24 protein-coding genes are annotated in these 26,228 nt (G+C 69.8%); 20 read left to right on the top strand and 4 right to left on the bottom strand.

Annotated elements, in window-relative coordinates:
• Positions 1–140: 140 nt before the first annotated feature.
• The 14 genes from AB0L65_RS46695 to AB0L65_RS46630 all read left to right on the top strand — a co-directional run bounded on the left by AB0L65_RS46695 (position 141) and on the right by AB0L65_RS46630 (position 16,724).
• Positions 141–917, top strand: coding sequence for a VOC family protein (locus AB0L65_RS46695; protein WP_364260211.1), 777 nt, complete (start codon positions 141–143; stop codon positions 915–917).
• Positions 918–1,010: 93 nt separating this feature from the next.
• Entirely contained in the window at positions 1,011–2,237 is a 1,227-nt protein-coding gene (locus AB0L65_RS46690; RefSeq protein ID WP_364260208.1) for a multidrug effflux MFS transporter, read from the top strand.
• A gap of 95 nt (positions 2,238–2,332) precedes the next feature.
• Complete coding sequence (locus tag AB0L65_RS46685) at positions 2,333–3,031, top strand: helix-turn-helix domain-containing protein (RefSeq protein WP_350740121.1); 699 nt, start codon at positions 2,333–2,335, stop codon at positions 3,029–3,031.
• Positions 3,028–4,440: a Fe-S cluster assembly protein SufB gene (gene sufB / locus AB0L65_RS46680; protein ID WP_350740043.1), complete on the top strand. Its 1,413-nt coding sequence runs from the start codon at positions 3,028–3,030 to the stop codon at positions 4,438–4,440. The genes AB0L65_RS46685 and sufB overlap by 4 nt, the downstream gene beginning before the upstream one ends.
• On the top strand, positions 4,440–5,561 hold the full coding sequence (sufD, locus tag AB0L65_RS46675) for a Fe-S cluster assembly protein SufD (RefSeq protein ID WP_364260205.1): 1,122 nt from the start codon (positions 4,440–4,442) through the stop codon (positions 5,559–5,561). Before sufB ends, sufD begins: the two co-directional genes overlap by 1 nt.
• Positions 5,558–5,878, top strand: coding sequence for a non-heme iron oxygenase ferredoxin subunit (locus tag AB0L65_RS46670; RefSeq protein ID WP_350740049.1), 321 nt, complete (start codon positions 5,558–5,560; stop codon positions 5,876–5,878). The genes sufD and AB0L65_RS46670 overlap by 4 nt, the downstream gene beginning before the upstream one ends.
• A gap of 5 nt (positions 5,879–5,883) precedes the next feature.
• Positions 5,884–6,630 carry a Fe-S cluster assembly ATPase SufC gene (sufC, locus tag AB0L65_RS46665; RefSeq protein ID WP_363970012.1) on the top strand — a complete coding sequence of 249 codons (747 nt, stop codon included), beginning with the start codon at positions 5,884–5,886 and terminating at the stop codon, positions 6,628–6,630.
• Positions 6,627–7,883, top strand: coding sequence for a cysteine desulfurase (locus tag AB0L65_RS46660; RefSeq protein WP_364260202.1), 1,257 nt, complete (start codon positions 6,627–6,629; stop codon positions 7,881–7,883). The genes sufC and AB0L65_RS46660 overlap by 4 nt, the downstream gene beginning before the upstream one ends.
• Positions 7,884–7,885: 2 nt before the next feature.
• Positions 7,886–8,323, top strand: a complete 438-nt coding sequence (gene sufU / locus AB0L65_RS46655; protein ID WP_350740058.1) for a Fe-S cluster assembly sulfur transfer protein SufU — start codon at positions 7,886–7,888, stop codon at positions 8,321–8,323.
• The gene (locus AB0L65_RS46650) at positions 8,320–8,679 is read left to right on the top strand and encodes a metal-sulfur cluster assembly factor (RefSeq protein ID WP_350740061.1); all 360 of its coding nucleotides are present in this window, start codon (positions 8,320–8,322) and stop codon (positions 8,677–8,679) included. The genes sufU and AB0L65_RS46650 overlap by 4 nt, the downstream gene beginning before the upstream one ends.
• Positions 8,680–8,987: 308 nt before the next feature.
• Positions 8,988–10,949 (top strand): DEAD/DEAH box helicase, encoded by a 1,962-nt coding sequence (locus AB0L65_RS46645; RefSeq protein WP_364260199.1) that lies wholly within the window; start codon positions 8,988–8,990, stop codon positions 10,947–10,949.
• A gap of 119 nt (positions 10,950–11,068) precedes the next feature.
• Entirely contained in the window at positions 11,069–12,124 is a 1,056-nt protein-coding gene (locus AB0L65_RS46640) for a LacI family DNA-binding transcriptional regulator (protein ID WP_364260196.1), read from the top strand.
• A gap of 41 nt (positions 12,125–12,165) precedes the next feature.
• Positions 12,166–14,616, top strand: a complete 2,451-nt coding sequence (locus AB0L65_RS46635) for a glycoside hydrolase family 2 TIM barrel-domain containing protein (protein ID WP_364260193.1) — start codon at positions 12,166–12,168, stop codon at positions 14,614–14,616.
• A gap of 422 nt (positions 14,617–15,038) precedes the next feature.
• Positions 15,039–16,724, top strand: a complete 1,686-nt coding sequence (locus AB0L65_RS46630) for an IS200/IS605 family accessory protein TnpB-related protein (RefSeq protein ID WP_364260190.1) — start codon at positions 15,039–15,041, stop codon at positions 16,722–16,724.
• Between the two features lie 6 nt (positions 16,725–16,730).
• On the opposite strand, the gene AB0L65_RS46625 is transcribed toward AB0L65_RS46630, so the two are convergent.
• The 4 genes from AB0L65_RS46625 to AB0L65_RS46610 form a co-directional block, all read right to left on the bottom strand.
• A complete protein-coding gene (locus tag AB0L65_RS46625; RefSeq protein ID WP_350740076.1) occupies positions 16,731–17,690 on the bottom strand; it encodes a carbohydrate ABC transporter permease in 960 nt (319 codons plus the stop codon).
• Positions 17,690–18,601: a sugar ABC transporter permease gene (locus tag AB0L65_RS46620; RefSeq protein ID WP_364260188.1), complete on the bottom strand. Its 912-nt coding sequence runs from the start codon at positions 18,599–18,601 to the stop codon at positions 17,690–17,692. Before AB0L65_RS46620 ends, AB0L65_RS46625 begins: the two co-directional genes overlap by 1 nt.
• Positions 18,602–18,664: 63 nt before the next feature.
• Positions 18,665–19,909, bottom strand: a complete 1,245-nt coding sequence (locus tag AB0L65_RS46615) for an extracellular solute-binding protein (RefSeq protein WP_364260185.1) — start codon at positions 19,907–19,909, stop codon at positions 18,665–18,667.
• Between the two features lie 204 nt (positions 19,910–20,113).
• Positions 20,114–21,154, bottom strand: a complete 1,041-nt coding sequence (locus AB0L65_RS46610; RefSeq protein WP_364260182.1) for a LacI family DNA-binding transcriptional regulator — start codon at positions 21,152–21,154, stop codon at positions 20,114–20,116.
• Between the two features lie 116 nt (positions 21,155–21,270).
• On the opposite strand from AB0L65_RS46610, the gene AB0L65_RS46605 reads away from it, so the two are divergent.
• From AB0L65_RS46605 to AB0L65_RS46580, 6 genes are all read left to right on the top strand, one after another.
• Positions 21,271–21,408 carry a hypothetical protein gene (locus AB0L65_RS46605; RefSeq protein ID WP_364260179.1) on the top strand — a complete coding sequence of 46 codons (138 nt, stop codon included), beginning with the start codon at positions 21,271–21,273 and terminating at the stop codon, positions 21,406–21,408.
• Between the two features lie 193 nt (positions 21,409–21,601).
• Entirely contained in the window at positions 21,602–23,236 is a 1,635-nt protein-coding gene (locus AB0L65_RS46600; RefSeq protein WP_364260176.1) for a transposase, read from the top strand.
• Between the two features lie 63 nt (positions 23,237–23,299).
• Positions 23,300–23,563, top strand: coding sequence for a phosphoribosyl-ATP diphosphatase (locus tag AB0L65_RS46595; RefSeq protein ID WP_192785690.1), 264 nt, complete (start codon positions 23,300–23,302; stop codon positions 23,561–23,563).
• A gap of 64 nt (positions 23,564–23,627) precedes the next feature.
• A complete protein-coding gene (gene hisG / locus AB0L65_RS46590; protein ID WP_364260173.1) occupies positions 23,628–24,473 on the top strand; it encodes an ATP phosphoribosyltransferase in 846 nt (281 codons plus the stop codon).
• Between the two features lie 93 nt (positions 24,474–24,566).
• Positions 24,567–25,451, top strand: coding sequence for an ABC transporter ATP-binding protein (locus tag AB0L65_RS46585; RefSeq protein ID WP_364260170.1), 885 nt, complete (start codon positions 24,567–24,569; stop codon positions 25,449–25,451).
• The gene (locus AB0L65_RS46580; protein WP_364260167.1) at positions 25,451–26,185 is read left to right on the top strand and encodes an ABC transporter permease; all 735 of its coding nucleotides are present in this window, start codon (positions 25,451–25,453) and stop codon (positions 26,183–26,185) included. Before AB0L65_RS46585 ends, AB0L65_RS46580 begins: the two co-directional genes overlap by 1 nt.
• The last annotated feature ends 43 nt before the right edge of the window (positions 26,186–26,228 follow it).

Here is a 26,228-nt window from a genome sequence, read left to right as displayed (position 1 = left end):
GAGTTTAGGGACTGGGGCAGGCGGTTCGAGCCGCAGGTGGGGTTGGCCGGATTTGGACATGTCTTGACCCGGCCATTTCCCAGAAAGGCGCCAACAGAGGTGAAAGTCTGACGACGAGCTCCATGTAGCAGGAGGGCGCAATGGCGCAACGCAGTGGGTACGACCCGGGAGTCCCGTGCTGGGTGGACCTGTCCAGCACCGACGTCGAAGCTTCCGCCCGGTTTTACAGTGAGGTCTTCGGCTGGCAGGCCGACATGATCGACGACCCCGAGGCCGGTGGCTACGGGATGTTCCTTTACCAGGGCAGGCAGGTCGCGGGGCTGGGGCCGGTCATGGGCGCGGGGTCGCCCTCGTTCTGGAACATGTTCGTCGCCACCGACGACGCCGCCGCGCTCGCCGAGCGGGTCAGGAACGCCGGCGGCGCCGTCACCATGGAGCCGATGGCGGTCTTCGACGAAGGCGTCATGACGGTCTTCCAGGCCCCTGACGGCTCGTACGCGGCCGCCTGGCAGGCGGGCAACCACCACGGCGCGCAATTGGTCAACGAGCCCGTCTCGTTCTGCTGGAACGAGCTGGTCACGCGCGACCCGTCGGCCGCCGAGAGCTTCTACCCGGCCGTCTTCGGCTGGATGCCTCGGCTGCAGGAGATGGACGGGGTCAAGTACACCGAGTGGCAGATGGGGGAGCGGGCCGTCGCGGGCATGGTCGAGATGTTCTCCGACTACCCGGCGGCGACGCCGTCGTTCTGGATGACGTACTTCGCGGTCGCCGACCTCGAAGCCACGACGGCCGCGGCCGAGGGAGCCGGCGCGAGCGTGCTGGTGCGGGCGATGGAGGCGCCGCCCGGCCGGTTCTCGATGCTCACCGATCCCCAGGGTGCGGCGTTCTCCGTCATCCAGCTTCACGAAATCGCGTGAAATATCTGATGACCGGGAATTCGGAGGACCGGATCCTGGTTTGATCTCTCGGCCCTCGTGGGCCAAAGGCCTGCGAGGGAGAGGGGATCACGCATGTCCGTGGCGGCCGAAGCCACGTCCACGTCCACCATCGGGATCGAGCGGAGGAGGAGCAGCCGCGGGCTGCTGTTGGTGATCCTGGGCGCCTTGTCGGCGATCGGGCCCCTGTCCATCGACATGTACCTCCCGGCGCTGCCCGCCATCACCTCCGAGATGCTCAGCGCGCCGGCGCAGGTCCAGCTCACCCTCACCGCCTGCCTCATCGGCGTGTCCATCGGCCAGGTGATCGCCGGTCCGGTCAGCGACGTACGCGGCCGCAGGACACCGCTGATCGTGGGCGTGGCCGGCTTCATGGTCGCCTCGCTGCTGTGCGCGTTCGCGCCGTCGGTGCCCATGCTCATCGCCTTCCGCCTGCTGCAGGGCGTGCTGGGCGGCGCGGCCCTGGTGATCGTGCGGGCGGTCGTCCGCGACCTGTACGACGGCGCCGCCATCGCCCGCATCTTCGCCACGCTCATGCTGGTCAGCGGCCTGGCGCCGATCCTGGCGCCCATCGCCGGCGCGCAGCTGCTGGAGTTCACCTCGTGGCGCGGCGTGTTCGTGGCGCTCAGCGTCGCCGGGATCGTGCTGCTGCTGGCCGTCCTGGGGGGCGTGCGCGAGACGCTGCCCGCGGCCGAGCGCGAGAGCGGCGGCCTCAAGCACACCGTCGGCACGTTCGGCAGGCTCCTGCGCGACCGGACGTTCATGGGCACCGCGCTGACCGCGAGCCTGGCGTTCGCGGCCATGTTCGGCTACATCTCCGGCTCGCCGTTCGTGCTCCAGGAGGTGTACGGCGCCACGCCGCAGCAGTACTCGCTCATCTTCGGGCTCAACGCCTTCGGCCTGACCGCCATGGCCCAGCTCGGCGGCCGGCTGTCGGGACGGGTGCCGCCGGCGACCCTCGTGATCACCGGGCTCGCCGTCGCGCTGACCGGCGCCTCGCTGCTGCTGACCGCCGCGCTCACCGGGCTCGGCCTGTGGGGCATCGTGGGCGGGCTGTTCGTCATCATGCTCGGCCAGGGCCTGGTCATGCCGGCCACCGGCGCGCTGGCCCTGGCCAGCCAGCCCGCGCAGATCGCCGGCAGCGCCTCGGCCCTGCTCGGCGTGCTGCAGTTCGCGCTCGGCGCCGCCGCGGCCCCGCTGGTCGGTCTCGCGGGCGCCACCAGCGCCGTGCCGATGGCCTGCGTGATGCTGGGCCTCATCCTTTGCGCAAGCTTGACCTTCGCCTTCCTGCGGAAGAGTTAGGTAAGGCTACCCTGCGTGAGAAATTCCATTCCCGGGCTGCACGGATCCGTTTGTGAACCGGGAAGGAATTACGGCACACTGATGTTGTGAAAAACATGCCGGGGATCGAGCCAGGAAGCGAGCGGAGCACGCGTGCCCGCGTCGCCCGGCTGATCCTTGAGCATGGTCCCGTCGCGGCCGCCGCGCTGGGCGAGCGGCTGGGGCTCACCTCCGCCGCCGTCCGCCGACACCTGGACGCGCTGCTGGCTGACGGAATGATAGAGCCTCGCACGGTCGGGCCGCGCGGGCAGCGCGGGCGCGGACGCCCCGCCAAGCTGTTCGCGATCACCGACGCGGGGCGCAGTGCTTTCGAGCACGCCTATGACGACCTCGCCGGGAGCGCGCTGCGCTTCCTGGCCGAGCGCATGGGAGAGGAAGCGGTGGCCGACTTCGCCCGCCTGCAGGTCTCGAGCCTGCTCAAGCGGCTGGAGCCGGTCATGCGGACGGTGCCGGCGGACCAGCGCGTACAAGTGCTGGCGCAGGCGCTGTCGGCAGAGGGGTACGCCGCCTCGGCCAGCAAGGCCAAGTCGGGCGGCGACCAGCTCTGCCAGCACCACTGCCCGGTGGCCCACGCGGCTGCGGAGTTCCCGCAGCTCTGCGAGGCCGAGACGGAGGCGTTCGCGCAGCTGCTCGGCACCCCGGTGCAGCGCCTGGCCACGATCGCCCACGGCGACGGGGTCTGCACGACACATGTGAGCCCACAGTCGCTGGGTGAATCCGCACATAGAGACAAGAGCAAGGAGACCGGAAGGTGACTGTCACCGACCGCCCGGAGCTGGAAGGCCTCGGGAATTACAAGTTCGGCTGGGCCGACCCGGATGCCGCCGGGGCGGCGGCCAAGCGCGGCCTGTCCGAGGAGGTCGTCCGCAACATCTCCGCTCTCAAGAACGAGCCGGAGTGGATGCTCGACCTTCGCCTGAAGGGCCTCCGCCTGTTCGACCGCAAGCCGCTGCCCACCTGGGGCTCTGACCTCACCGGCATCGACTTCGACAACATCAAGTACTTCGTGCGCTCCACCGAGAAGCAGGCCGCTTCCTGGGACGAGCTGCCCGCCGACATCAAGAACACCTACGACAAGCTCGGCATCCCCGAGGCGGAGAAGCAGCGCCTCATCGCCGGTGTCGCCGCCCAGTACGAGTCCGAGGTCGTCTACCACAAGATCCGTGAGGACCTCGAGGAGAAGGGCGTCATCTTCCTCGACACCGACACGGGCCTGAAGGAGCACCCGGAGATCTTCCAGGAATACTTCGGCTCGGTCATCCCGGTGGGCGACAACAAGTTCGCCGCCCTCAACAGTGCCGTGTGGTCCGGTGGCTCGTTCATCTACGTGCCGCCGAACATCGAGGTCGAGATCCCGCTGCAGGCCTACTTCCGGATCAACACCGAGAACATGGGCCAGTTCGAGCGGACCCTGATCATCGTGGACGAGAACAGCTACGTCCATTACGTCGAGGGCTGCACCGCGCCGATCTACTCCTCCGACTCGCTGCACAGCGCGGTCGTCGAGATCATCGTGAAGAAGAACGCCCGCTGCCGTTACACGACCATCCAGAACTGGTCGAACAACGTCTACAACCTGGTCACCAAGCGCGCCGTGGCCTACGAGGGCGCGACCATGGAGTGGATCGACGGCAACATCGGCTCCAAGGTCACGATGAAGTACCCGGCCGTCTACCTGATGGGCGAGCACGCCAAGGGCGAGACGCTGAGCGTCGCGTTCGCGGGCGAGGGCCAGCACCAGGACGCCGGCTCCAAGATGGTGCACCTGGCGCCCAACACCAGCTCCAGCGTCATCTCCAAGTCGGTGGCGCGCGGCGGCGGCCGCACCTCCTACCGCGGTCTCGTGCAGATCGAGGAGGGCGCCCACGGCAGCGCCAGCACCGTCAAGTGCGACGCCCTGCTGGTCGACCAGATCAGCCGCTCCGACACCTATCCCTACGTCGACGTCCGCGAGGACGACGTCAAGATGGGCCACGAGGCCACGGTCTCCAAGGTCAGCGAGGACCAGCTCTTCTACCTCATGAGCCGCGGGCTCGACGAGGACGAGGCGATGGCGATGATCGTGCGCGGCTTCGTGGAGCCGATCGCGCGTGAGCTGCCCATGGAATACGCGCTCGAGCTCAACCGGCTGATCGAGCTGCAGATGGAAGGAGCCGTCGGCTGATGGGCCTGAACGAGAAGCCCTTGTCGACCTTGCACGAGAAGGCGTCCTACGAGCTGGGCGACTTCGAGGTCCCGACCGGGCGCGAGGAGGCGTGGCGCTTCACGCCGCTCTCCCGTCTGAAGGGCCTGCACAGCGGCAAGGCCGAGGCCGTCGGTCACGTCCGGGTGGACGTCGACGCGGCGCCCGAGGTCACGGTCGAGACGGTCGGCCGCGACGACGCCCGCGTCGGCAAGGCCTTCGTGCCCACCGACCGGGTCAGCGCCCAGGCGTGGAACAGCTTCGAGAAGGCCACCGTCATCACGGTGCCGCGCGAGGCCGTCACCTCCAAGCCGACCGTGCTCACGCTCACCGGCTCCGGTGACGGCGCCGCGTACGGCCACATCGTGGTCAAGGTGGAGCCGCTGGCCGAGGCCGTGGTCGTGCTCGACCACAAGGGCAGCGCGGTCTACGCCGACAACATCGAGTTCGTCGTCGGCGACGGGGCCTCGCTCAGGGTCGTCAGCCTGCAGGACTGGGACGACGACGCGGTCCACGTCTCCCACCATCACGCGCAGCTGGCCAAGGACGCGACGTTCCGCAGCTTCGCGGTGACGCTCGGCGGCGACCTCGTACGCCTGTCGCCCAACGTGTCCTACACCGCTCCCGGCGGCGACGCCGACATGTCGGGCGTCTACTTCGTGGACGCCGGGCAGCACCTGGAGCACCGCCTGCTGGTCGACCACTCGCAGCCCAACTGCAAGAGCAACGTCGACTACCGCGGCGCCCTGCAGGGCGAGGACGCGCACGCCGTCTGGATCGGCGACGTGATCATCAGGGTCGAGGCCGAGGGCACCGACACCTACGAGCTCAACCGCAACCTCATCCTGACCGACGGCGCCCGCGCCGACTCGGTGCCCAACCTGGAGATCCTCACCGGCGAGGTCGCCGGGGCGGGGCACGCCTCCGCCTCCGGCCGGCTCGACGACGAGCACATCTTCTACCTCCAGGCCCGCGGCATCCCCTACGACGAGGCCCGCCGCCTGGTCATCAGGGGCTTCCTCGGCCAGCTCGTCGAGAAGATCGAGGTCGGGGAGATCCGCGAGCGCGTGCTGAGCGCGCTGGAGGCGGAGCTCGCGAGATGAGTTCGTTCGAGAAGGTCTGCAAGCTCGACGACATCCCCGACGGGGGAGTCATCGGGGTGGAGGTCGACGAGACGCCGGTGGCGCTCGTGCGCAAGGGCGGCGAGGTGTTCGCCCTGCGCGACGTCTGCTCCCACGCCGAGGTGAAGCTCAGCGAGGGCGAGGTCTACGACGGCACCCTGGAGTGCTGGCTGCACGGCTCGTGCTTCGACGTGCGCTCCGGCAAGCCCACCGGCCCGCCCGCCACCCAGCCCGTGAACGTCTACACAGTCAAGATCGACGGCGATGACGTGCTCGTCTCGCTCTCGAAGGAGTCATAACAACAATGTCCACCCTTGAGATCCGCGACCTCCACGTCGCCGTCGAGGACAAGGAAATCCTGCGCGGCGTCAACCTGACCGTCAACTCCGGCGAGACCCACGCCATCATGGGCCCCAACGGCTCGGGCAAGTCGACGCTCGCCTACGCGATCGCCGGTCACCCGAAATACACGATCACCGGCGGCCAGGTGCTGCTCGACGGCGTGGACCTGCTGGAGCTGTCGGTCGACGAGCGGGCCCGCGCGGGCCTGTTCCTGGCCATGCAGTACCCGGTCGAGGTCCCCGGCGTGTCGGTCTCGAACTTCCTGCGTTCGGCCGTCACCGCGGTCCGCGGCGAGGCGCCGAAGCTGCGCGAGTTCGCCAAGGACCTCAAGAACGGCATGGACGCGCTGTCCATCGACGCCGCCTTCGCCCAGCGCAACCTCAACGAGGGCTTCTCCGGCGGTGAGAAGAAGCGCCACGAGATCCTCCAGCTCGAGCTGCTCAAGCCGAAGATCGCGGTGCTCGACGAGACCGACTCCGGCCTCGACGTCGACGCGCTGCGCGTGGTGTCGGAGGGCATCAACCGCTTCCGCGCCTCCGGCGAGACCGGCGTGCTGCTGATCACGCACTACACCCGCATCCTGCGCTACGTGAAGCCCGACTTCGTCCACGTCTTCGCGGGCGGCCGGATCGTCGAGGAGGGCGGCCCCGAGCTGGCCGAGAAGCTCGAGGCCGAGGGCTACGAGCAGTACACGAAGGCATCTGCATGACTCAGATCAGCTTTGACGTGGAGAAGATCAGGAAGGATTTCCCGGTCTTCTCCCGCGAGCTGCCCGACGGGCGCCCGCTCGTCTATCTCGACTCGGGCAACTCCTCACAGAAGCCCAACCAGGTCATCGAGACCATGCGTGACCACTTCGCGCTGCACTACAGCAACGTCGGACGGGCCATGCACGTGCTCGGCGCCGAATCGACCGACGCCTACGAGGGCGCCCGCGACAGAGTCGCCGCGTTCGTCGGGGCGCCGTCGCGCGACGAGGTGATCTTCACCAAGAACGCCTCCGAGGCGCTCAACCTCGTCGCGTACGCCTTCGGCAACCCCATCAACACCGATCCGCGCTTCACGCTCGGGGCCGGCGACGAGATCGTCATCTCCGAGATGGAGCACCACTCCAACATCGTGCCGTGGCAGCTGCTCGCGCAGCGCACCGGCGCGACGCTGAAGTGGTTCGGCGTCACCGACGAGGGACGGCTCGACTACGACCCGTCCGTGATCACCGAGCGGACGAAGATCGTCTCGATCGCCCACCAGTCCAACGTGCTCGGCACCGTCAACCCGGTCGCCGAGGTGGCCAGGCGGGCGCACGAGGTCGGCGCGCTGATCATGCTGGACGCGTCGCAGTCCGTGCCGCACCACCCGGTCGACGTCACCGAGCTGGGCGCCGACTTCGTGGCCTTCACCGGCCACAAGATGGTCGGCCCGTCGGGCATCGGCGTCCTGTGGGGCAAGGCCGAGCTGCTCGACGCCATGCCCCCGTTCCTGGGCGGCGGCGAGATGATCGAGGCGGTCTGGATGGACCACTCGACGTACGCGCCGGTGCCGCACAAGTTCGAGGCCGGCACGCCGCCGATCGTCGAGGCCATCGGGCTGGGCGCGGCCGTCGACTACCTCACCGAGGTCGGCATGGAGGCCATCGAGGCCCACGAGCGCACGCTGACGGCCTACGCGCTCGACGCTCTGCGCGAGGTGCCCACCCTGCGCCTCATCGGGCCCGACTCGCTGGAGCAGCGGGGCGGCACGGTGTCGTTCACGCTGGCGGGCATCCACCCGCACGACGTCGGCCAGATCCTCGACGACCAGTTCGGCGTCGCCGTACGCGTCGGTCACCACTGCGCGCGTCCCCTGCACCTACGCTTTGGAATACCGGCGACCACGCGGGCGTCGTTCTACCTGTACAACACCACGGGCGAGATCGACGCTCTGGTCCGCGGCCTCCATCACGTTCAGAAGGTGTTCGCATAGCCATGATCGGCGAGTCGATGTACCAGGAGCTGATCCTGGAGCACTACAAACACCCGCAGGGGCGGGGGCTGCGTGAGCCGTACGACGCCGAGGTTCACCACGTGAACCCCACGTGCGGCGACGAGATCACGCTCAGGGTGAAGGTGGGCGACGGCGGCAAGGTCCTGGACGTCTCCTACGACGGACAGGGCTGTTCGATCAGCCAGGCCGCCGCCTCGGTGCTGCACGAGCTCGCCACCGGCTCGACGGTCGAGGAGACGCTCTCCGTGGTCGACGAGTTCACCAGGCTCATGCAGGGCAGGGGACAGGTCGAGGCGGACGAAGAGGTGCTCGGCGACGCGGTCGCGTTCGCGGGCGTGGCCAAGTTCCCGGCGCGCGTCAAATGCGCGCTGCTTTCGTGGATGGCCTACAAGGATGCGGTAGTGAGGAGTGCCCGATGAGTAAGCCCGTGGAGACTCCGACCGACTTCGACGGCGAGACCACCGTCGAAGAGGTCATGGAGGCGCTCAAGGACGTCGTGGACCCCGAGCTCGGCATCAACGTGGTCGACCTGGGCCTCATCTACGGGCTCAACCTCGACCCCGCCGACGGTGCGCGGCCCGTGGCCACCATCGACATGACGCTGACCAGCGCGGCCTGCCCGCTGACCGATGTCATCGAGGACCAGGCCCACTCGGCGCTCGACGGCATGGTGTCCGATGTCAAGATCAACTGGGTCTGGCTGCCGCCGTGGGGCCCGGACAAGATCACCGATGAGGGGCGCGATCAGCTCCGTATGCTAGGATTCAATGTCTGATCTTTTCTGTTGAAACGGCTGATGTTGACTCGTCAGCCGTTTCAGCGTGCCATAGAGGGTTGCGGAAGGTCCGGGCCCGTCCGGGGAATTTCAGATAGCATCCCGGCGTTGGTACCAAACGCACCTGACGTCTCATCGCGCGTCTGCATCGCCTGCGGCCGGTGCCCGGTGTGTTCCCCCCTTAAATGATTTGACCCGCCCGTACGGCGGGTGACCAGAACCCCTGTGCGGCGTGCGCCGCACGTCCCGGCTCGTCCTTTCGCAGAAGTGACGTGCCACTTCGACTGAAAGGCACGACTTTCGTGACCATGCTTGACGCTGTCATGCCCGCGTTCGACGAGACCGCCGGTGCGGCGGGCTCCGACTCGCCGGCCCCTTCCGGCCAGACGGCCTCGGCCTCTGGCAGAGACGCCGACCCGAGGCCGTCGGAGTTCGAGCTGCTCGGCCTGCCCAAGCCGCTCATCACCGGGCTGGCCAAGCAGGGCATCGACAGCCCGTTCCCCATCCAGAGCGCGACCATTCCCGACGTGCTCGCCGGCAACGACGTGCTCGGCCGCGGCCAGACCGGCTCCGGCAAGACGCTGGCGTTCGGACTGCCCACCATGGCCCGCCTCGCGGGCGTGCGGCCGGCCCCCGGCCACCCCCGCGCGATGATCCTCGTTCCCACCCGTGAGCTCGCGCTCCAGGTGCACGACGCGCTGGAGCCGCTCGGCCGCGGCCTGGGCCTGCGCATGAAGGTCGTCGTGGGCGGCATGTCCATGGGCAAGCAGATCGAGGCGCTGCGGCGCGGCGTCGACATCGTCATCGCCACGCCCGGCCGGCTCGGCGACCTCATCCGGCAGGGTGAGTGCTCGCTCGCCGACGTCGAGGTCAGCGTCCTGGACGAGGCCGACCACATGTGCGACCTCGGCTTCTTCCCCGTCGTCACCGACCTGCTCGCGCAGACCCCGGCCGACGGGCAGCGGCTGCTGTTCTCCGCCACGCTCGACGGCGACGTCGACAAGCTGGTGCAGCGCTTCCTCAAGAACCCGATCACCCACTCCGTGGCCCCCGCGACCTCGCCGGTCGACACCATGGAGCACCACGTGATGCAGGTCACGCGCGACGAGAAGTTCGACGTCATCGCCGAGATCGCCAACCGTGAGGGCCGTACGATCATCTTCGTCCGCACCCAGCACGGCGTCGACCGGCTCTGCAAGCAGCTGGCCAGGGTCGGCGTCAAGTCGGGCGGCCTGCACGGCGGCAAGCGCCAGAACCAGCGCACCCGCATCCTCGCCGAGTTCCGCGAGGGCGCCATCAACGTGCTCGTCTGCACCGACGTCGCGGCGCGCGGCATCCACGTCGACAACATCAGCCTGGTGCTGCACGTGGACCCGCCCCAGGACCACAAGAGCTACCTGCACCGGGGCGGCCGCACCGCCCGCGCCGGCGAGAAGGGCACCGTGGTCACGCTGGTGCTGCCCAGCGAGCGCCGCTCCACCGACGCGCTCACCCGGCGGGCCGGCATCCACCCGTTCCGCCTGAAGGCCACGCCCGGCCACCCGCGGGTGGCCGAGGTGACCGGCGCCCGCACGCCGAGCGGCGAGGCCATCCCGGTCTGGGAGCCGGACGTGCGCAAGCCCCTGCGCCCCCGCCGTGAGGGTGGCGGCGGTCAGGGCGAGCGCCGCAACGGCCGCCGCCCCCGCCGCGACTTCGACGGCGACCGCCGCCCCCGGCGTCACGAGGACGGCGAGCGTTCGTTCGGGTCGGGCGAGGACCGTCGTCCGCGCCGTCACCAGGACGGCGAGCGTTCCTTCAACTCCGGTGAGGACCGTCGCCCGCGCCGTCACCAGGACGGCGAGCGGCCCTTCAGCTCCGGCGAGGACCGTCGTTCCCGGCCGCACGCCGAGGGTGAGCGGCCCTTCGGGCGCTCGCAGGAGCCGCGCACCTTCGGGGACGACCGGCGCCGTGACAGCGGGCCGCGCGGCGGCTACCGCTCGGACGACCGGCCGTTCCGCCAGGACGACCGCGGCCAGCGCGGTGGCGGCGGCTACCGTTCGGACGACCGCGGCGGACGCTACGCCTCCGACCGCAGCCGCCCGTTCTCGGCCGACCGCGATCGTGGCCCCCGCTCCGACGAGCGCGGCCCGCGCGACGGTTACCGCTCCGGTGGTGGCCGTTCGGACGAGCGCGGCCCGCGCGACGGTTACCGCTCGGGCGGCGGCCGTTCGGACGAGCGCGGCAACGGCGGCGGCTACAGCCGCAACTCGGGCCGTCGCTTCGAGCGCTGACCCGCAGCTTCATCTCCCACCCGCCCGCCGGACCCCGCAAGGGGTACGGCGGGCGGTGTCATTTGCCGTAGAGTCGCGCTTGGCGACATATATGAACCGGTAAATCCAAGGGGCGGCCGATGAAGCGACCCACGATCGACGACATCGCGCGCAGGGCCGGCGTCTCGAAAGGGGCCGTGTCGTTCGCGCTGAACGGCCGTCCCGGCGTCTCCAGCGAGACGCGCCGCCGCATCCAGGCCATCGCCGCCGAGCTGGGCTGGCAGCCCAACAGCCTGGCGCGGGCCCTGTTCGACGGCCGGCCCGACGTGCTGGGCCTGGTCGTGGACCGCCCGGCGCGCACGCTGGGGCTGGAGCCGTTCTTCATGCAGCTGATCTCCGGCATCGAGGCCACGCTGTCGGCCGCGTCCGTGGGGCTGCTGCTGCAGATGACCGAGGACCACGAGGCCGAGATCTCGATCTACCGCAAATGGTGGGCGCAGCACCGGGTCGCCGGGGTGTTCGTCGTGGACCTGCGGGTCGCGGACGCCAGGATCGCCGTGCTGGAGGAGCTGCGGCTGCCCGCCGTCGTCATCGGCGGCCCCGGCGGGACCGGGCGGCTGCCCGCCGTGTGGATCGACGACGGCGGCGCGCTCGCCGCCGTGATCGAGCACCTGGCCGGGCTGGGGCACCGCAGGATCGCCAGGGTCGCGGGCCCCGAGGAGCTCATGCACACCGGCGTCAGGACCGCCGCCATGCGGGCCACCGCCGCCCGGCTGGGCGTCGAGAGCGTCACCGTGTACGCCGACTACAGCGGCGAGAGCGGCGAGCGCGCCACGCTCGACCTCCTGCGCGGGCCGGACCGGCCCACCGCCATCGTGTACGACAACGACGTGATGGCGGTCGCGGGCACCGCCGCCGCCCGCGAGGCCGGGATCTCGGTGCCCGGCGAGCTGTCCGTCGTGGCCTGGGACGACTCCGCCCTGTGCCTGCTGGCCCGGCCGCACCTGACGGCGGTCAGCAGGGACATCGCCGCCTGCGGCGCCCACGCCGCCCGCGCCCTGCTCGATCTGGTCCAGGGCCGCGAGGTGGCCGACGCGCGGCAGGCCAACCCGCGCATGGTCGGCAGAGGCAGCACCGCGCCCGTACGTGAACCCGTTCAGTTAATGGTCGGAAACATTGAAACTAAACGGGTTTAGTGATGCGATTGCAATTCCCGCTGCTCGAGCCCGGAGGGTTGATGAGCCCGTTCCGCCCCCTTCATGAAGCCTGGACCGTCCGCTCCGCGAGCGGCGACGTGCGGGCCCCGGCCACCGTCCCAGGTTGCGTGCACACCGACCTGCTCGCCGCGGGGCTGATCCCCGATCCCTACCTCGACGACAACGAGACCCACCTGGCCTGGATCGGGCGCACCGAGTGGCGTTACGAGACGGAGTTCTCGTGGGACGGCACCGGGCACGAGCACGTCGACCTCGTGTGCCAGGGGCTCGACACCGTGGCGGCCGTCGAGCTCAACGGCGTGCGGGTGGGCGAGTCCGCGAACATGCACCGCTCATACCGGTTCGACGTCCGCCACGCGCTGCGGACCGGGAGCAACCGGCTGACGGTCACGTTCGGGTCGGCGCTCGAATACGCCGAGCGGCTGCGGGAGGAGCTCGGCCACCGGCCGGGCGCCTACACCCAGCCCTACAACTTCATCAGGAAGATGGCCTGCAACTTCGGCTGGGACTGGGGCCCGACGCTGATCACGGCGGGCATCTGGCGGCCGATCGGGCTGCACGAGTGGAGCGGGGCCAGGATCGCGGAGGTCCGGCCGCTGGTGACCGTCGAGGACGGGACGGCCAGGGTGGACGTGCACGTCCGGGTGGAGAAGACGGGCGCCGCCGAGGTGAGCGCGGCGATCAAGGGGGTGACGGCCCGCGCCGTGATCCCCGAGGACGGCGACGAGGCCGTGCTCACGCTGCAGGTGCCCGACCCGGAGCTGTGGTGGCCGCGCGGGTACGGCGAGCAGCCGCTCCACGAGCTCGAGGTGACGGCCGGCGAGGACGTGTGGCGCCGCGAGATCGGGCTGCGCGAGGTGCGCCTGCGTACCGAGGACGGCGCGTTCACCCTGGCCGTCAACGGGGTCGAGGTGTTCGTCAGAGGGGTCAACTGGATCCCCGACGACTGCTTCCCCACCAGGGTGGGCCGCGACCGCTACGCCGCCCGGCTCGCCCAGGCCTGCGAGACGAACGTCAACCTCGTCCGCGTGTGGGGCGGCGGCCTGTACGAGAGCGAGGACTTCTACGACCTGTGCGACCGGCTCGGGCTGATGGTCTGGCAGGACTTCCCGTTCGCCTGCGCCGCCTACCCCGAGGAGGACCCGATCGGGGCCGAGGTGGAGGCGGAGGCGCGCGAGCAGGTGGCCAGGCTGAGCGCGCACCCGAGCCTGGTCCTGTGGTGCGGCAACAACGAGAACATCGAGGGCTACGCCGACTGGGGCTGGCAGGAGCCGCTCCAGGGACGCAGCTGGGGAGGCGGCTTCTACCTGGAGACGCTGCCGCGCGTCGTGGCCGAGCTGGACCCGACCCGCCCGTACTGGCCGGGCAGCCCCTACTCGGGCTCCATGGACCTGCCGCCCAATGACCCGGCCCGCGGCACCATGCACATCTGGGACGTGTGGAACGAACGCGACTACACCGTCTACCGCGACTACCGGCCCCGCATGGCCGCCGAGTTCGGGTTCCAGGGGCCCGCCGCGTACGCCACGATCCGCCGGGCGATCAGCGACGAGCCGCTGCTGCCCGACTCCCGGGGCCTGCTGCACCACCAGAAGGCCGTCGACGGCAACCTCAAGCTGGCCGCCGGGCTCAAGCCGCACTTCCCGGTCCCCGGGACCTTCGACGACTGGCACTACCTCACCCAGGTCAACCAGGCGCGTGCCATCCAGCTCGGGGTGGAGCACTTCAGGGCCCTGTGGCCGCACTGCGCGGGCAGCGTGGTGTGGCAGCTCAACGACTGCTGGCCGGTCACGTCGTGGTCGGCCGTGGACGGGGACGGGCGGAGGAAACCGCTGTTCCACGCGCTGCGCAGGGCGTACGCCGATCGGCTGCTGACGGTGCAGCCGCGCGACGGCGGGATGGCGCTGGTCGCCGTCAACGACAGCGCGCGGCCGTGGCGGGCGTCGGCGCGGGCCGTACGGCACGGCTTCGACGGCAGCGTGCTCGCGGCGCAGGACCTCGCGCTGGACGTGCCGCCCCGGGCGGTCGTCACCCTGCCGCTGGCCGCGCCCGTCGCCGAGCCGGGCGACCCGGCGAGCGAGCTGATCACCGCCGCGCTCACCGAGCCGGACGACCGGGCGGGCGGGCCGATCGCCGCCTTCGCCGCGCCGGGCGGTGGCGAGCCGGCGGTGGCGCGGGCGCTGTGGTTCTTCGCGCCCGACCGGGACCTGCGCCTGCCCGAGCCGCGTTACGACACCGCGGCCGAGGCCGTTCCCGGCGGGCTCCGGCTGACGGTCACCGCGCGCACGCTCCTGCGCGACCTGGCCGTCTTCCCCGACCGGCTGGACCCGGCCGCCGAGGCCGACGACCAGCTCGTCACGCTGCTGCCGGGCGAGCGGGCCGAGTTCCTGATCAACACGGCGGGCCTGGACGAGCAGGCCCTCGTCCGCGTGCCGGTGCTGCGCTGCGTCAACGATGTGGTGGTCCGATGAGACGTCATGGGTTGGAAGCCCCTGCGGCGGTCATCGAAATCCGGTCTCTTTGGGCGCCGCCCTCCTGATATCGACAGCAGGATTGCGCCCGGCGCCATGGCTGCGGCAGCGGCGTTGAGCCGGTGGCCGCCGCGCTAGCATCCGAACATGTCGGCTGCTGATCATCCTGCTCGGCGGCCACGCTTGCCGCAGGCAAAGGCGGCCTCGCCGAGGCGGGGTCGCGAGTGGCTGGCACTCCAGGTATCGCTCATATGTTCTACCCGACAGCGGCGAATTTCGGTAGCCTATCGATCACTCAGAGCGATGATCTGGCGAGAGGCAAGCCCTGTACGTACCGGCTCGCTGCTGGTCCGGACGCGCTGATCTTGAGTGCTCCAGTGCGGCGGGCAACTCCGCGAAAGGGTGACGGGGTGGGCGGGAGTGTGAGGGCAGGGAAGGGGCTGCGGCCGATCGCGGCGCCATTCACCGTGGCCGGCCCTGCGGGGGCGCGGATTCGGGATCGCCTGCGGCTGTCGGCCGGCGATATCGAGGTGCTTACCGCCGTAGGCGGTCATCTTGGCGGCCATGCTCGTGCTGATCTGGCTGAGCGCATCCGCATCGGTGACGTCACAGCCGCGCATAACCGGCGCGCGGAGCGGAAGAAGAGGCTCACCGCTGTGGCGTCGTCGCGGTGGGCCGGGGCGATGACCCGCGCATCGGAGGATCAGTACCGGCTCTCGCTGCGGTCCCTGCGCGACCAGCGAGCAGTCCTGCGCCATGCCATCGCCGCGATCCGCAGGCGGCTGGCTGTGGGGTGCGGGCAGCGTCAGGGGCGAGTACGTGGGTACGCCGATCAGGAGGAGCGGTGGCACAAGCAGCGCCGGCTGCAGGTGCTCACTGGCCGGTTGGCACGCGTAGAGTACCGCATCAAGCAAGGCCGCCCGGCGATCGTGGTCGGCGGCCGACGGCTGGTCAAGGCTCGGCATCACCTGGCCGACGCCGAGCTCACTGAGCAGCAGTGGCGTCGGAGGTGGGAGGCGCGGCGGCTGTTTCTGACTGCCGATGGAGAGACCGGAGCGCCGTTCGGCAACTACACCATCACCGTCGACCCCGGCGACGGCTCGGTGACGATCGTGCTGCCGGAGCCGCTGCGGCACCTGGCCAACGCCCCCCGGGGCCGCTACCGGCTGGCCGGGAGCGTGCGCTTCCACCACCGCCGCGAGCAGTGGCTGGACCGTGTCCAGGCCCATCGGGCGGTGCGCTATGACATCGCTCAAGACCCGGCGCGGGATCGGTGGTATCTGGACGCTTCCTGGTCCGCCGAGACCCCCACTCTGCCATCCACGAAGCAACTGGCCGCCTCCGGCGCCCGTTTGCTGGGAGTGGACCTCAACGCCGACCACCTCGCAGCCTGCGTCATCGACGCCTGCGGCAATCCGATCGGCGAGCCCATCACCATCCCCACCGCGCTGGCCGGCCCCGCCGCCCAGCGCGATGGCCGCCTGCGGCAGGCGATCAGTGACCTGATCCGGATTGCCCGCCAGCACGGTTGTGCCGGGATCGCGATCGAGAACCTGGGCTTCGATGACGCCCGCAACATCGGCCGGGAGAGCTTGGGGCGCGGCCGCCGGGGCAAGGCCTTCCGCCGCACCGTTGCCGGCATCCCCACCGCCCGCTTTCGCGAGCGGCTGCGTGGCATGGCGTGCCACCGCGGCCTGGTCGTGATCGCCGTCGACCCGGCCTACACCTCCAAGTGGGGTGGCCAGCACTGGCACCGCCCCCTGCAACAGCAGGCCAAGCAGAGCACTGCCACCCGGCATCATGCAGCTGCGGTGGCGATCGCACGACGCGCTTTCGGGCATGCGATACGGCGTCGGCCAGGTGTGACCGTCCGCCACCAGAGGATGGCGGTGCGGAGAGCTACCGGCCAGGCCGTATCGCTTCCGAAAGTGCAAGGGGCCACGCGCCCGCCCAGGACCGTAGGCACGTCCCACGAGGGCGGCAAGACCTGCCGGGGCCCAGGCGGCCAACTCGCGCAGCCCCCCGCACCCAAGACCGTTCGGGGTGCACCAGGACCTGGATCGGGTCCAGGTCATGGCGATCCGGCCAGCGCCGGCGATATTGCCTAGGAACGGTCAGCCCTTGAGGCCGCTGAGGGCGATGCCGCGGGTGAAGTACTTCTGGAAGATCACGAAGAAGACGATCGTCGGGACCGACGCGAGCAGCCCGCCCGCCATGATCGCGCCTTGGTGATCGGGTCCCACGTAGTAGGAGTTGAGCCTGGCCAGTGCGACGGGTATGTTCGCCATCTCGTCGCTCTGGACGATGATGAGCGGCCAGAGGAAGTTGTTCCACTCCGCGAGCACGATGAAGATCGACATCGCGGCGAGCGCCGGCCGCAGCAGCGGCAGCACGATCTTCCACCAGATCCGCCACTCCCCGGCGCCGTCCACCCTGGCCGCCTGGATCAGCTCGTTCGGCAGCGACTGCAGGAACTGCACCAGGAAGAACAGCACGAACGCCTTGGCCAGCGCCGGCACGATGTAGGCGGCGTAGTTGTCCAGCCAGCCCAGGTTCCGCATGATCACGTAGTTGGGGATCAGCGTCGTCTGCCAGGGCACCATCATCGAGGCGATGATCAGCAGGAAGATCGTCCGGCGGCCCTTGATGTCGTGCTTGGAGATCACGTACGCGGCCAGCGAGCAGATCAGCAGCGACCCGACGGTGATGGCGGTGGTGATGACGAGGCTGTTGAGCATGAACCGCCAGAACCCCATGTCCACCTGGTAGCGCTGGAAGATGCCCGCCAGGTGGCCGGGGTTGATCCCCTTGGGGCTCCACTCCGTGTCGTAGAAGTTGGCGACCGTGGGGGACTGCGGCACGAACGACGGCGGCGTCCTGGCCAGCTCCCTCGGCGGCTTGAACACCGTGATGAGCAGCCAGTAGAACGGCGCGATCATCGTCAGCGCCAGCAGGTAGAACGGCAGGCGCAGCAGATGCCCGTTGATCTTCGCGCGCCGGCTGCCGCCCGCCGGGGCCGCGTGCCGGGACGGCTGCGGCGCGGGGGCGATCGTGTCCATCGGGGCGACGGCCATCACAGCTCCTTCATGGCGCGGCCCACGCGCAGGTTGACGAGGCTCAGCACGAAGATGATCAGGAAGAGCACCCAGGCGATCGCCGAGGCGTAGCCCAGCCTGAAGTGGGTGAATCCCTGGTCGTAGAGGTAGGGGACGATCATCAGGCCCGAGTCGAGCACGCCGCCGATGGTGTTGGCGCCCGACGAGAAGACGATGTAGACGGCCTCGAACACCTGGAAGGCGCCGATCAGGCCGGTCACCACCACGTACGTGGTGACGGGACGCAGCAGCGGCAGCGTGATGTGGCGGAAGCGGTGCCAGGTCGAGGCGCCGTCGATCTTGGCCGCCTCGTAGTACTCCTCGGGGATCGAGCCGAGGCCGGCCACGTACAGCACCATGCCGTAGCCCATGCCGCCCCACACCGACATCACCACCAGGATGGGGATCGTCAGCCCCGGCGTGGCCAGCCAGGCCACGGCCTTGCCGCCGAACCAGCCCACGATGGTGTTGGCCAGGCCCACGTCGCTGGGGTAGAGGACCCACTTCCACATCAGCATGAGCGCGATGGAGGAGGTCACCGACGGCAGGAAGAACACCGTGCGCATGATCCGGTGCAGCCAGCTGGTGCCGCTGAAGGCCAGCGCGAGGCCCAGCGACAGCAGCGTGCCGAGCACGACCGACGCGACCACGTACAGGGCCGTGTTGCCCAGCGCGTGGCGGAACCTGCCGTCCGAGGCCAGCTGCTGGAAGTTCTCCAGGCCGGTGAACGCGGCGGGGTTGATCCCGTCGAACTTCGTGAAGCTCAGATAGAGGGAGTTGGCCAGCGGCCAGATCAGAAAGCCCGCGAACAGCGCGAGGAAGGGCAGCAGCATCGCGTACGAGGTGCCGTAGCGGCGCAGCCTGCTGCGCAGGGGGATGGGGGAGGCCATGTCAGACTCCTAGGTCATCGGGGGGCCGGACCGGGACCGGGACAGGCCGGTCCCGGCGAGCGGCTAACCGGCGTTGCGCTCCATGACCTTGGCGGCCTCCGCCAGCGCGGTCTTGGCATCCGACTTGCCCAGGATGACCGACTGGAGCTGCTTGGTCACGTCCGGCGCGCTCTCGTCCCAGCCCGGGCAGCCCGGCGCGGCCTTGCCCGTCTTGATCGACGCCTCGAACACCTGAGCCTGCTCGGGCGCGAACACCGAGCCGTTCACGATCTTGTCGGCCCGCGGTGAGATGTAGGAGATGTTCCGCTTCCTGGCCTCGTCCGAGATCGCGGCGATGGCCTCATCGCTGTACATGAACTTGACGAAGTCCGCGCCCGTCTCGACGTACTTGCTGAAGGAGGTCACGCCGATCGCCCGGCCGCCGATGAACGCGGTCGGCCCGGCGGGCCCCGCGGGGATCGTGGACATCGCCCACTTGCCCTTCAGCTTCGGCTTGTTGATGTCGATGCCCTTGGCGATCCAGTTGCCCGCCACCACCATCGCGGTGCCGGTGTCCAGCGCGTCGGAGCCCTCCACGGTGGCGGTCGGCGCGCCGTGCTTCTTGTACAGGTCGGCCCAGTACGTCAGCGCCTGCTCGGCCTCCGGGGTGTTGAGCGAGGGCTTGCAGTCGGCGGTGTAGAACGAGCCGCCCGCCTGGTAGAGGTAGTTGAAGTAGCCGATCCAGTCCAGGTTGCCCCAGTCCTGGCTGTAGGGCTTCTTCACGCCGGCGGCCTTGAGCTTGTCGATGGCCGCGGTCAGCTCCTCCCAGGTCTTGGGCGGCTCGACCTTGGCCTTCTCCAGCAGATCGGTGCGGTAGTAGAGGGCCAGGGTCGACATGTCCAGCGGCACGCCGTACACCGAGCCGTCAGGGGAGATGGCCGACTCCCACTGGGCGGGCAGCGCCTGCGCCTTGAGCGAGTCGGCGCCGTACTTGCGCAGGTCCACCATGGCGCCCCTGGTGCCGAACTGGATGGTCCAGGTCATGCCGCCGGAGATGATGTCGGGCCCGTTGCGACTGGTGGCCGCGGCCAGCAACTTGGCGTACGCGTCGCTCCACGACAGGGTCTGCACCTTGACCGTCACGTTCGGATGCTTCTGGTGGTAGAGGTCGGCCGCCTTCTGGAAGGTCGCGGTCTCGTCGTCTCCGCCCGTGGACCAGAAGGACAGGGTCGCGGGGGCGTTCTGGTCTGCCTGCTTGGTCTGCGTCTGGCCACTCGTGGCGCAGGCCGCGCTCAGGACCGTCAGCAGGACCGCGCTGCACGCTGCCATCGTTCGTCGCATGGGGCTGTCCGATCTATCGGTCGGATGGGCGCCGGGACTCCCTGCGAAGGGCGTGCGGATGTGCGAGGGCATCCCCACGACTGGCGCCCAAATTCAATGGTGTAGGGATCTCACCACTTAAACGGGTAAGTTACAATAGCCAGCCTTGGAGATTGCTGAAATGTTTCCCCTTATGGAGCCGCTGACCTGTGGCTACATCGCCCGTGAAACGGTTCGGTCACGGCCCGCGGGGGCGGTGCTGCCCCGGGGCAGCAGGCGCGCCGGCGGCCCCTCCAGGCTCCCCGTCTCCCCGCTGCCGATCAGCCGGAGCAGGGTCTGGGCGGCGTGCGCGCCGCAGGCGGGGATGTCCCGGGTCACCGCGGTCAGCGACGGCCGCACCACCTGGGAGAGCGGCGAGTCGTCCCAGCCCACGATCGACAGCTCGGCGGGGACGTCCAGGCGCATCTCCTGGGCGACCGACAGCCCCGCCACCGCCATGATGTCGTTGTCGTAGACGATCGCGGTGGGCCTGGCCCGGGAGCTGAGCAGCCGCCTGGTCGCGCGGGCGCCCTGCTCGCCCGTGTAGTCGGTGTGGACGACCGGGTGCTCGCCGACGCCCGACTCGGCGCAGAGCTCCGCGAACGCCTCGTCCCTGATCCTGGTGTGCAGCAGCGCCGGCAGCCCGGCCACCCTGGCGATGTGCCGGTGGCCGAGCGCCGCGAGATATTCGACCACCTCGCGCAGCACGGCCACCTCGTCCGACCACACCGAGGGCAGCGAGCCGGTGCCCGACGGGTGGCCGGTCACCACCGCGGGCATGCCCAGCCGCTCGACCACCGGGATCCGGGGGTCGTCGGTGTGCAGGTCGACCAGGATCGCGCCGTCCACCCGGCCCTCGCCCCACCAGCGCCGGTAGACCGCGATCTCGGCCTCGTGGTCGGCCACCACCTGCAGCATCAGCGCGCACGAGCTGGCCGCCAGCTCGCCCTCGATGCCGCTGATCAGCTCCATGAAGAACGGCTCCACGCCGAGGAAGCGCGCAGGGCGGCACAGGACCAGGCCGATGGCGTCGGCCCTGGCGCCGCTGAGCGAGCGCGCGGCCACGTTGGGCCGCCAGCCGATCTCCTGGGCGATCGCCTGGATGCGCGCCCTGGTCTCGGCGGAGACACCGGGCTGGCCGTTCAGCGCGTAGGAGACAGCCCCCTTGGACACGCCGGCCCGTCTGGCGATGTCGGCGATCGTTGGCCTCTTCACCCCGTGCTCCTCTCTGAAACTTTCACTGAACCGTATCAGCGACGACGGAGGCGTTCCTGGCATCATTCGCCCGCCGCCTGTGACCGGATGATCGCGCCGGCGCGATCGCCGTTACGGTGAGCGCCGACTTCGACGCCTTCTGGGACCGCACGCTCGCCGAGGCCCGCACCCACGACCTCGCCCCCGAGCTCACCAGGGCTGGCGGTCGGATTCTCGGTTCTGATGGAAGGTTTGTGGTGGTCGTAATGGAGTGATGGGATTGCCGGGATCTGAGAGGTCCATGTATCGCTCGCATGTTCTATACAACCAGGCCATCGATTGGCAACCTATCGGTCACTCAAGGTGATGATTGGGTAAGGGTGAGGTGCACGCAGGCAAGTTTGCTCTCGATTGGGTGTGCCAGGCCAGGGCGAGCGGGTCGCCTGGTGCGCCGAGTTGATGTCGGTCATGGCTGCAGGGTTGCTGGCCGAGCACTGGAACCGCGCCGACGTCGAGGTGCTGGCGGGCGGAGTGGATGCCGGCGGGCGACGTCTGCCGTCGCAGGCTTGGATGGCGCTGAGGCGGCTCGGGGGGACAGCCGGTGCGCCGGAGGGTGTGACAGTCAACGACCGCATCGTACGCATGTCCCAGGAGCAAGCCGGACGCCTGTTGCGCTCCGCCGCCTGGCGGGCCGGGGTGACCGCCGGCGTGCTGGCCACCTGGCCCGCCGACTCGCTGAAGCGCACGGCCGAGGAATGGAACGCCGTGCGCGCCGCCGTTCCCGGCGGCCGGGATCTGCCCTCCAGCCTTATAAAGACTCGTACCCGACAGATCGCCTCATTCCTGCACGTCAAGGGGCGACTGCCAGTCGACGTGTTCGAACTGGAGGGCGCACCCCGCACGGCCGCGATACTGCTGCCGGCCGCCTGCGATCGTCAGCAGGCCACCTTCGAGCGCAGCGACAGCAACCCGCAGCGGGCGCTGCTGCGGCTCCAACTGCCCATTCGGCCAGACCCGCAGAGGTATGCGGACTGGGCATGGGTTGCCTGCCCGATCATTCTGCCCCCGACTGTTCCCGCTGCAGCGGTGCTGCATCTGCCCACCCTGCGCGTCCAGGGCCAGAACGTGCGCGCCGAGGTGGCCTACACGCACGCTGTGCCGCGTGCCCAGCGCACCGGCCACACCGTCGCGCTCGGGGTGGACTGGGGTCTCAACACGTTGCTGTCCGCCGGCGCGGTACGACTCCATGCGGACGGGCGCTTGACCGCGCTCGGTGCCGGAGCGGAATTCCGCGCTGCGGGCGTGCTGGCCAAGCAACATCGTCTTCGCCGCCTGTCCGAGTGGCCACACTCCCGGGCGGACTGCTACCAGCGCCTGATCGACGGACGCAAATCGCATCAGGCGCATCCGGCGTTGGAAGGCAAGCTGGAGGTCTTGTCCGCGGAGATCCGACACATCTCCACGCGCCGTACCAGTCTCAACGAGGCGCTGGCCTGGTCGGCGGCACGCTGGGCGGTAGACCAGGCGGCCGCTGCCGGGGCGACGGCGATCTATCTGGAGGATCTGCGTTCATTGGAGGCCCGTGGGATGGGCCGCACCCTGAACACCCGGTTGTCGCAGCAGGTGCGCGGCCAGATCTCGGACCGTATCCGGCACCTGGCCGCCGAGAGCGGCATCGCCGCCCGCGGCCTCACCCACCAGGCCACCACCGCCGTGGACCAGGCAACCGGGCAGAGAGCGATCCGCTCCGTGGCAAACACGCTCGAGGCCAAGGCTGTCCTCAGCCCTCTCGACCCCAAGACCAACCGGAAGGACCGGTCGAAGACCGGACCCACCCGGCGTCACACCACACGCTCCGCGCCCAGGCGACGCAGGGCACCCTCCCCCGCCCGGCCCAACGGCCAGGCGGGCCGGCGTCCGGAGGGACCCGCACCAACGGACCGGAGGAGGCTGCCCCGCGCAGCCCACCGGCACCAGGGCGGGCAGGCGATCAGCACACCCACCAGGCGACACCGTCCACGCGGGGCAGCGTTAGGCGCAGGGTTCTACCTCCACGCGCACGCCACCCCACCCCGGTGGGAAGCGATCCAGAGTCATGTCTGAGATAGGATCGCTACGCTGCTCAGAGACGCTTGACAAGCACGTCAGCCAACCACGAGAGAGACCATGAAGACCTTCGAAGAGCTGTTCGCCGAGCTGTCCGAGAAGGCCAGGACCCGGCCCGAGGGCTCGGGCACCGTGGCCGCCCTCGACGCCGGCGTCCATGCCATCGGCAAGAAGGTCGTCGAGGAGGCCGCCGAGAGCTGGATGGCCGCCGAGCACGAGTCAGACGACAGGGCCGCCGAGGAGATCTCCCAGCTCCTCTACCACGTGCAGGTGCTCATGATCGCCAAGGGCATCGGCCTCGACCAGGTCTACAAGCATCTCTAGGGCGCCCGGCGCCCGCCACCAAGCCCCTGGAGAAGCAACAGCGAGACAGATCGAGGACCCGAACATGCTGCGTCTGGCAGTACCCAACAAGGGCTCGCTCAGCGAGGCGGCCCAGAACATGCTCAAGGAGGCCGGTTACCGGCCCCGCCGCGACAGCAAGGAGCTCGTCGTCGTCGACGAGGCCAACGGCTGCGAGCTGTTCTTCCTGCGACCCCGCGACATCGCCGTCTACGTCGGCGAAGGCACTCTCGACGTCGGCATCACCGGCCGTGACATGCTGGTCGACTCCGGCGCGCCGGTCGAGGAGATCATGCCGCTCGGCTTCGGCGGCTCCACCTTCCGCCTGGCCGCCGCGGCCGGCACGATGACCTCGGTCGCCGACCTCAACGGCCGCCGCATCGCCACCTCCTACGCGGGCCTGCTCGACAAATACCTCTCCGACGAGGGTGTCGACGCCCGCGTGATCAAGCTCGACGGCGCCGTCGAGACCGCCATCCGGCTCGGCGTGGCCGACGCGGTGGCCGACGTCGTCGAGACCGGCACCACGCTGCGCAACGTCGGCCTGGAGGTGTTCGGCGAGCCGATCATGCGCTCGGAGGCGGTGCTGATCAAGCGGCAGAGCTCGCCCGACACGCCCGCCGCCCAGCAGCTCGTCCGCCGTATCCAGGGCGTCGTGCACGCCCGCGACTTCGTGATGATGGACTACGACATCCGGGCCGAGCGCATCGAGGAGGCCATCGCGCTCACACCCGGCATGGAGGGCCCCACCGTCTCCCCGCTGCACCGCGAGGGCTGGGTGGCCGTGCGCGTCATGGTCCGCCGCCAGGGCCACCAGCTGGTGATGGACCAGCTCTGGGACATCGGCGCGCGGGCGATCCTGATCACCGACATCTACGCCTGCCGCGTGTGACGTCCGGCCCCGGCGTTGGCCTGACAAATGTCACGGCCAACGCCGGAGGTAACGCACTAACCGGCCGGAAGCCGCGGCCATAGCGTTCTTTTCATGAACGCCATCGTGTTCGACCACGTCAGCAAGCACTACGGGGACGTGCTCGCCGTCGACGACCTCTCCCTCGCGATCGAGCCAGGCAACACCGTGGCCCTGCTCGGCCCCAACGGCGCCGGCAAGTCCACCTCCATCAACCTCCTGCTCGGCCTGCTCAAGCCCACCGCGGGCACGGTCGCCGTGCACAGCCGCACCCCCGACGAGGCCGTCCGGGCCGGCCAGATGGGCGCCATGCTCCAGAACGGCGCGCTCATCCCCGAGCTGTCCGTCAAAGAGCTCATCGACCTGGTACGCCGCCTCTACCCGCACCCCCTCGCCCTGGACGAGATCCTCAAGCTGGCCGACCTGACCGAGCTCGCGGGCCGGCGGGCGAACAAGCTGTCCGGCGGCCAGTCGCAGCGCGTCAGGTTCGCCCTGGCCATCGCGGGGGCGCCCAAGATCCTGCTGCTCGACGAGCCGACCGCGGCCATGGACGTGGAATCGCGGCTGCGCTTCTGGGCCAGCATGCACGACTACGCCTCCGGCGGCAGGACCGTGCTGTTCGCCACCCACTACCTGGAGGAGGCCGACGAGCACTCCGACCGGGTGATCGTCATCGCCAAGGGCCGGCTGGCCGCCGACGGCACCGCCGCCGAGATCAAGGCCGGGGCCGGCGGCCACACCGTCAGCTTCGCCCTCGGCGAGCAGCCCGCTGCCGGGCTCGACCGGCTGCCCGGGGTGACCGCCGTGGAGGTCGCCGGCGGCGTCGTCACGCTGCACACCTCCGACACCGACGCCACCCTCGCCGCGCTCTACCGGGGCACCACCCTCGACGTGAGCGGGCTGAAGCTCTCCAGCGCCGACCTCGAATCCGCCTTCCTCGCCCTCACCAGGGAGTCCTGATGCTCTACTACGCCAAGACCGAGGCCCTGCGGATGCTGCGCAACCGGCGCTACCTGATCTTCGTGGTCGCCTTCCCCGTCCTGCTCTACCTCATCAACTCCAACATCTACGGCAACCAGACCGACGCGGGCGGCGTGAAGTACAGCGTCATCCTGATGGTGTCGATGGCCGCCTACGGGGCGCTGGCCTCGTCCATGATGAGCTCGGCCGTGCCGTGGGCCACCGAGCGGCAGTCCGGCTGGCTGCGCCAGCTCCAGATCACCCCGCTGCCGAGCTGGGCGATCATCGTGACCAAGCTCGGCGCCACCATGGTGCTCGTGCTGCCCTCGCTGGTGCTGGTGAGCCTGGCCGCCGTGGTGCAGCAGCACGTGTCGCTGTCGCTCGGCACCTGGGCGGAGCTGCTGCTCGCGCTCTGGCTCGGCGTGCTGCCGTTCGTCGCGCTGGGCCTGGCCATCGGGTCCGTGCTCTCGGCCGACGCCGCCCAGCCGGCCGCGATGATCTGCATGTTCGCGCTGGCGATCGCCGGCGGGCTGTGGTTCCCGCCCGAGGTGCTCGGCGACACCCTGCGCACGGTCGCGGACGTCACCCCGTCGTTCCACTACGCCAGGCTGGGCCAGAGCATCGTCGCCGGCCAGGGACTGCCCATGACGGACGTGCTGGTCGTCGCCGGGTGGGCGGTCGCGCTGGGGGGCGCGGCCGCCTACCTTTACCATCGGGCTACCGTACGGGTTTGACATCCTCCCCACAGCCGAAGCCGGGGGATTCCGGCCCTCGCGG

It is taken from the genome of Nonomuraea sp. NPDC052116 (genome assembly GCF_040680035.1).
Classification (GTDB): Bacteria; Actinomycetota; Actinomycetes; order Streptosporangiales; family Streptosporangiaceae; genus Nonomuraea; species Nonomuraea angiospora_A.
Note: the sequence above shows the minus strand (reverse complement) of the source record. Positions and strands in the feature narration are given on the sequence as shown.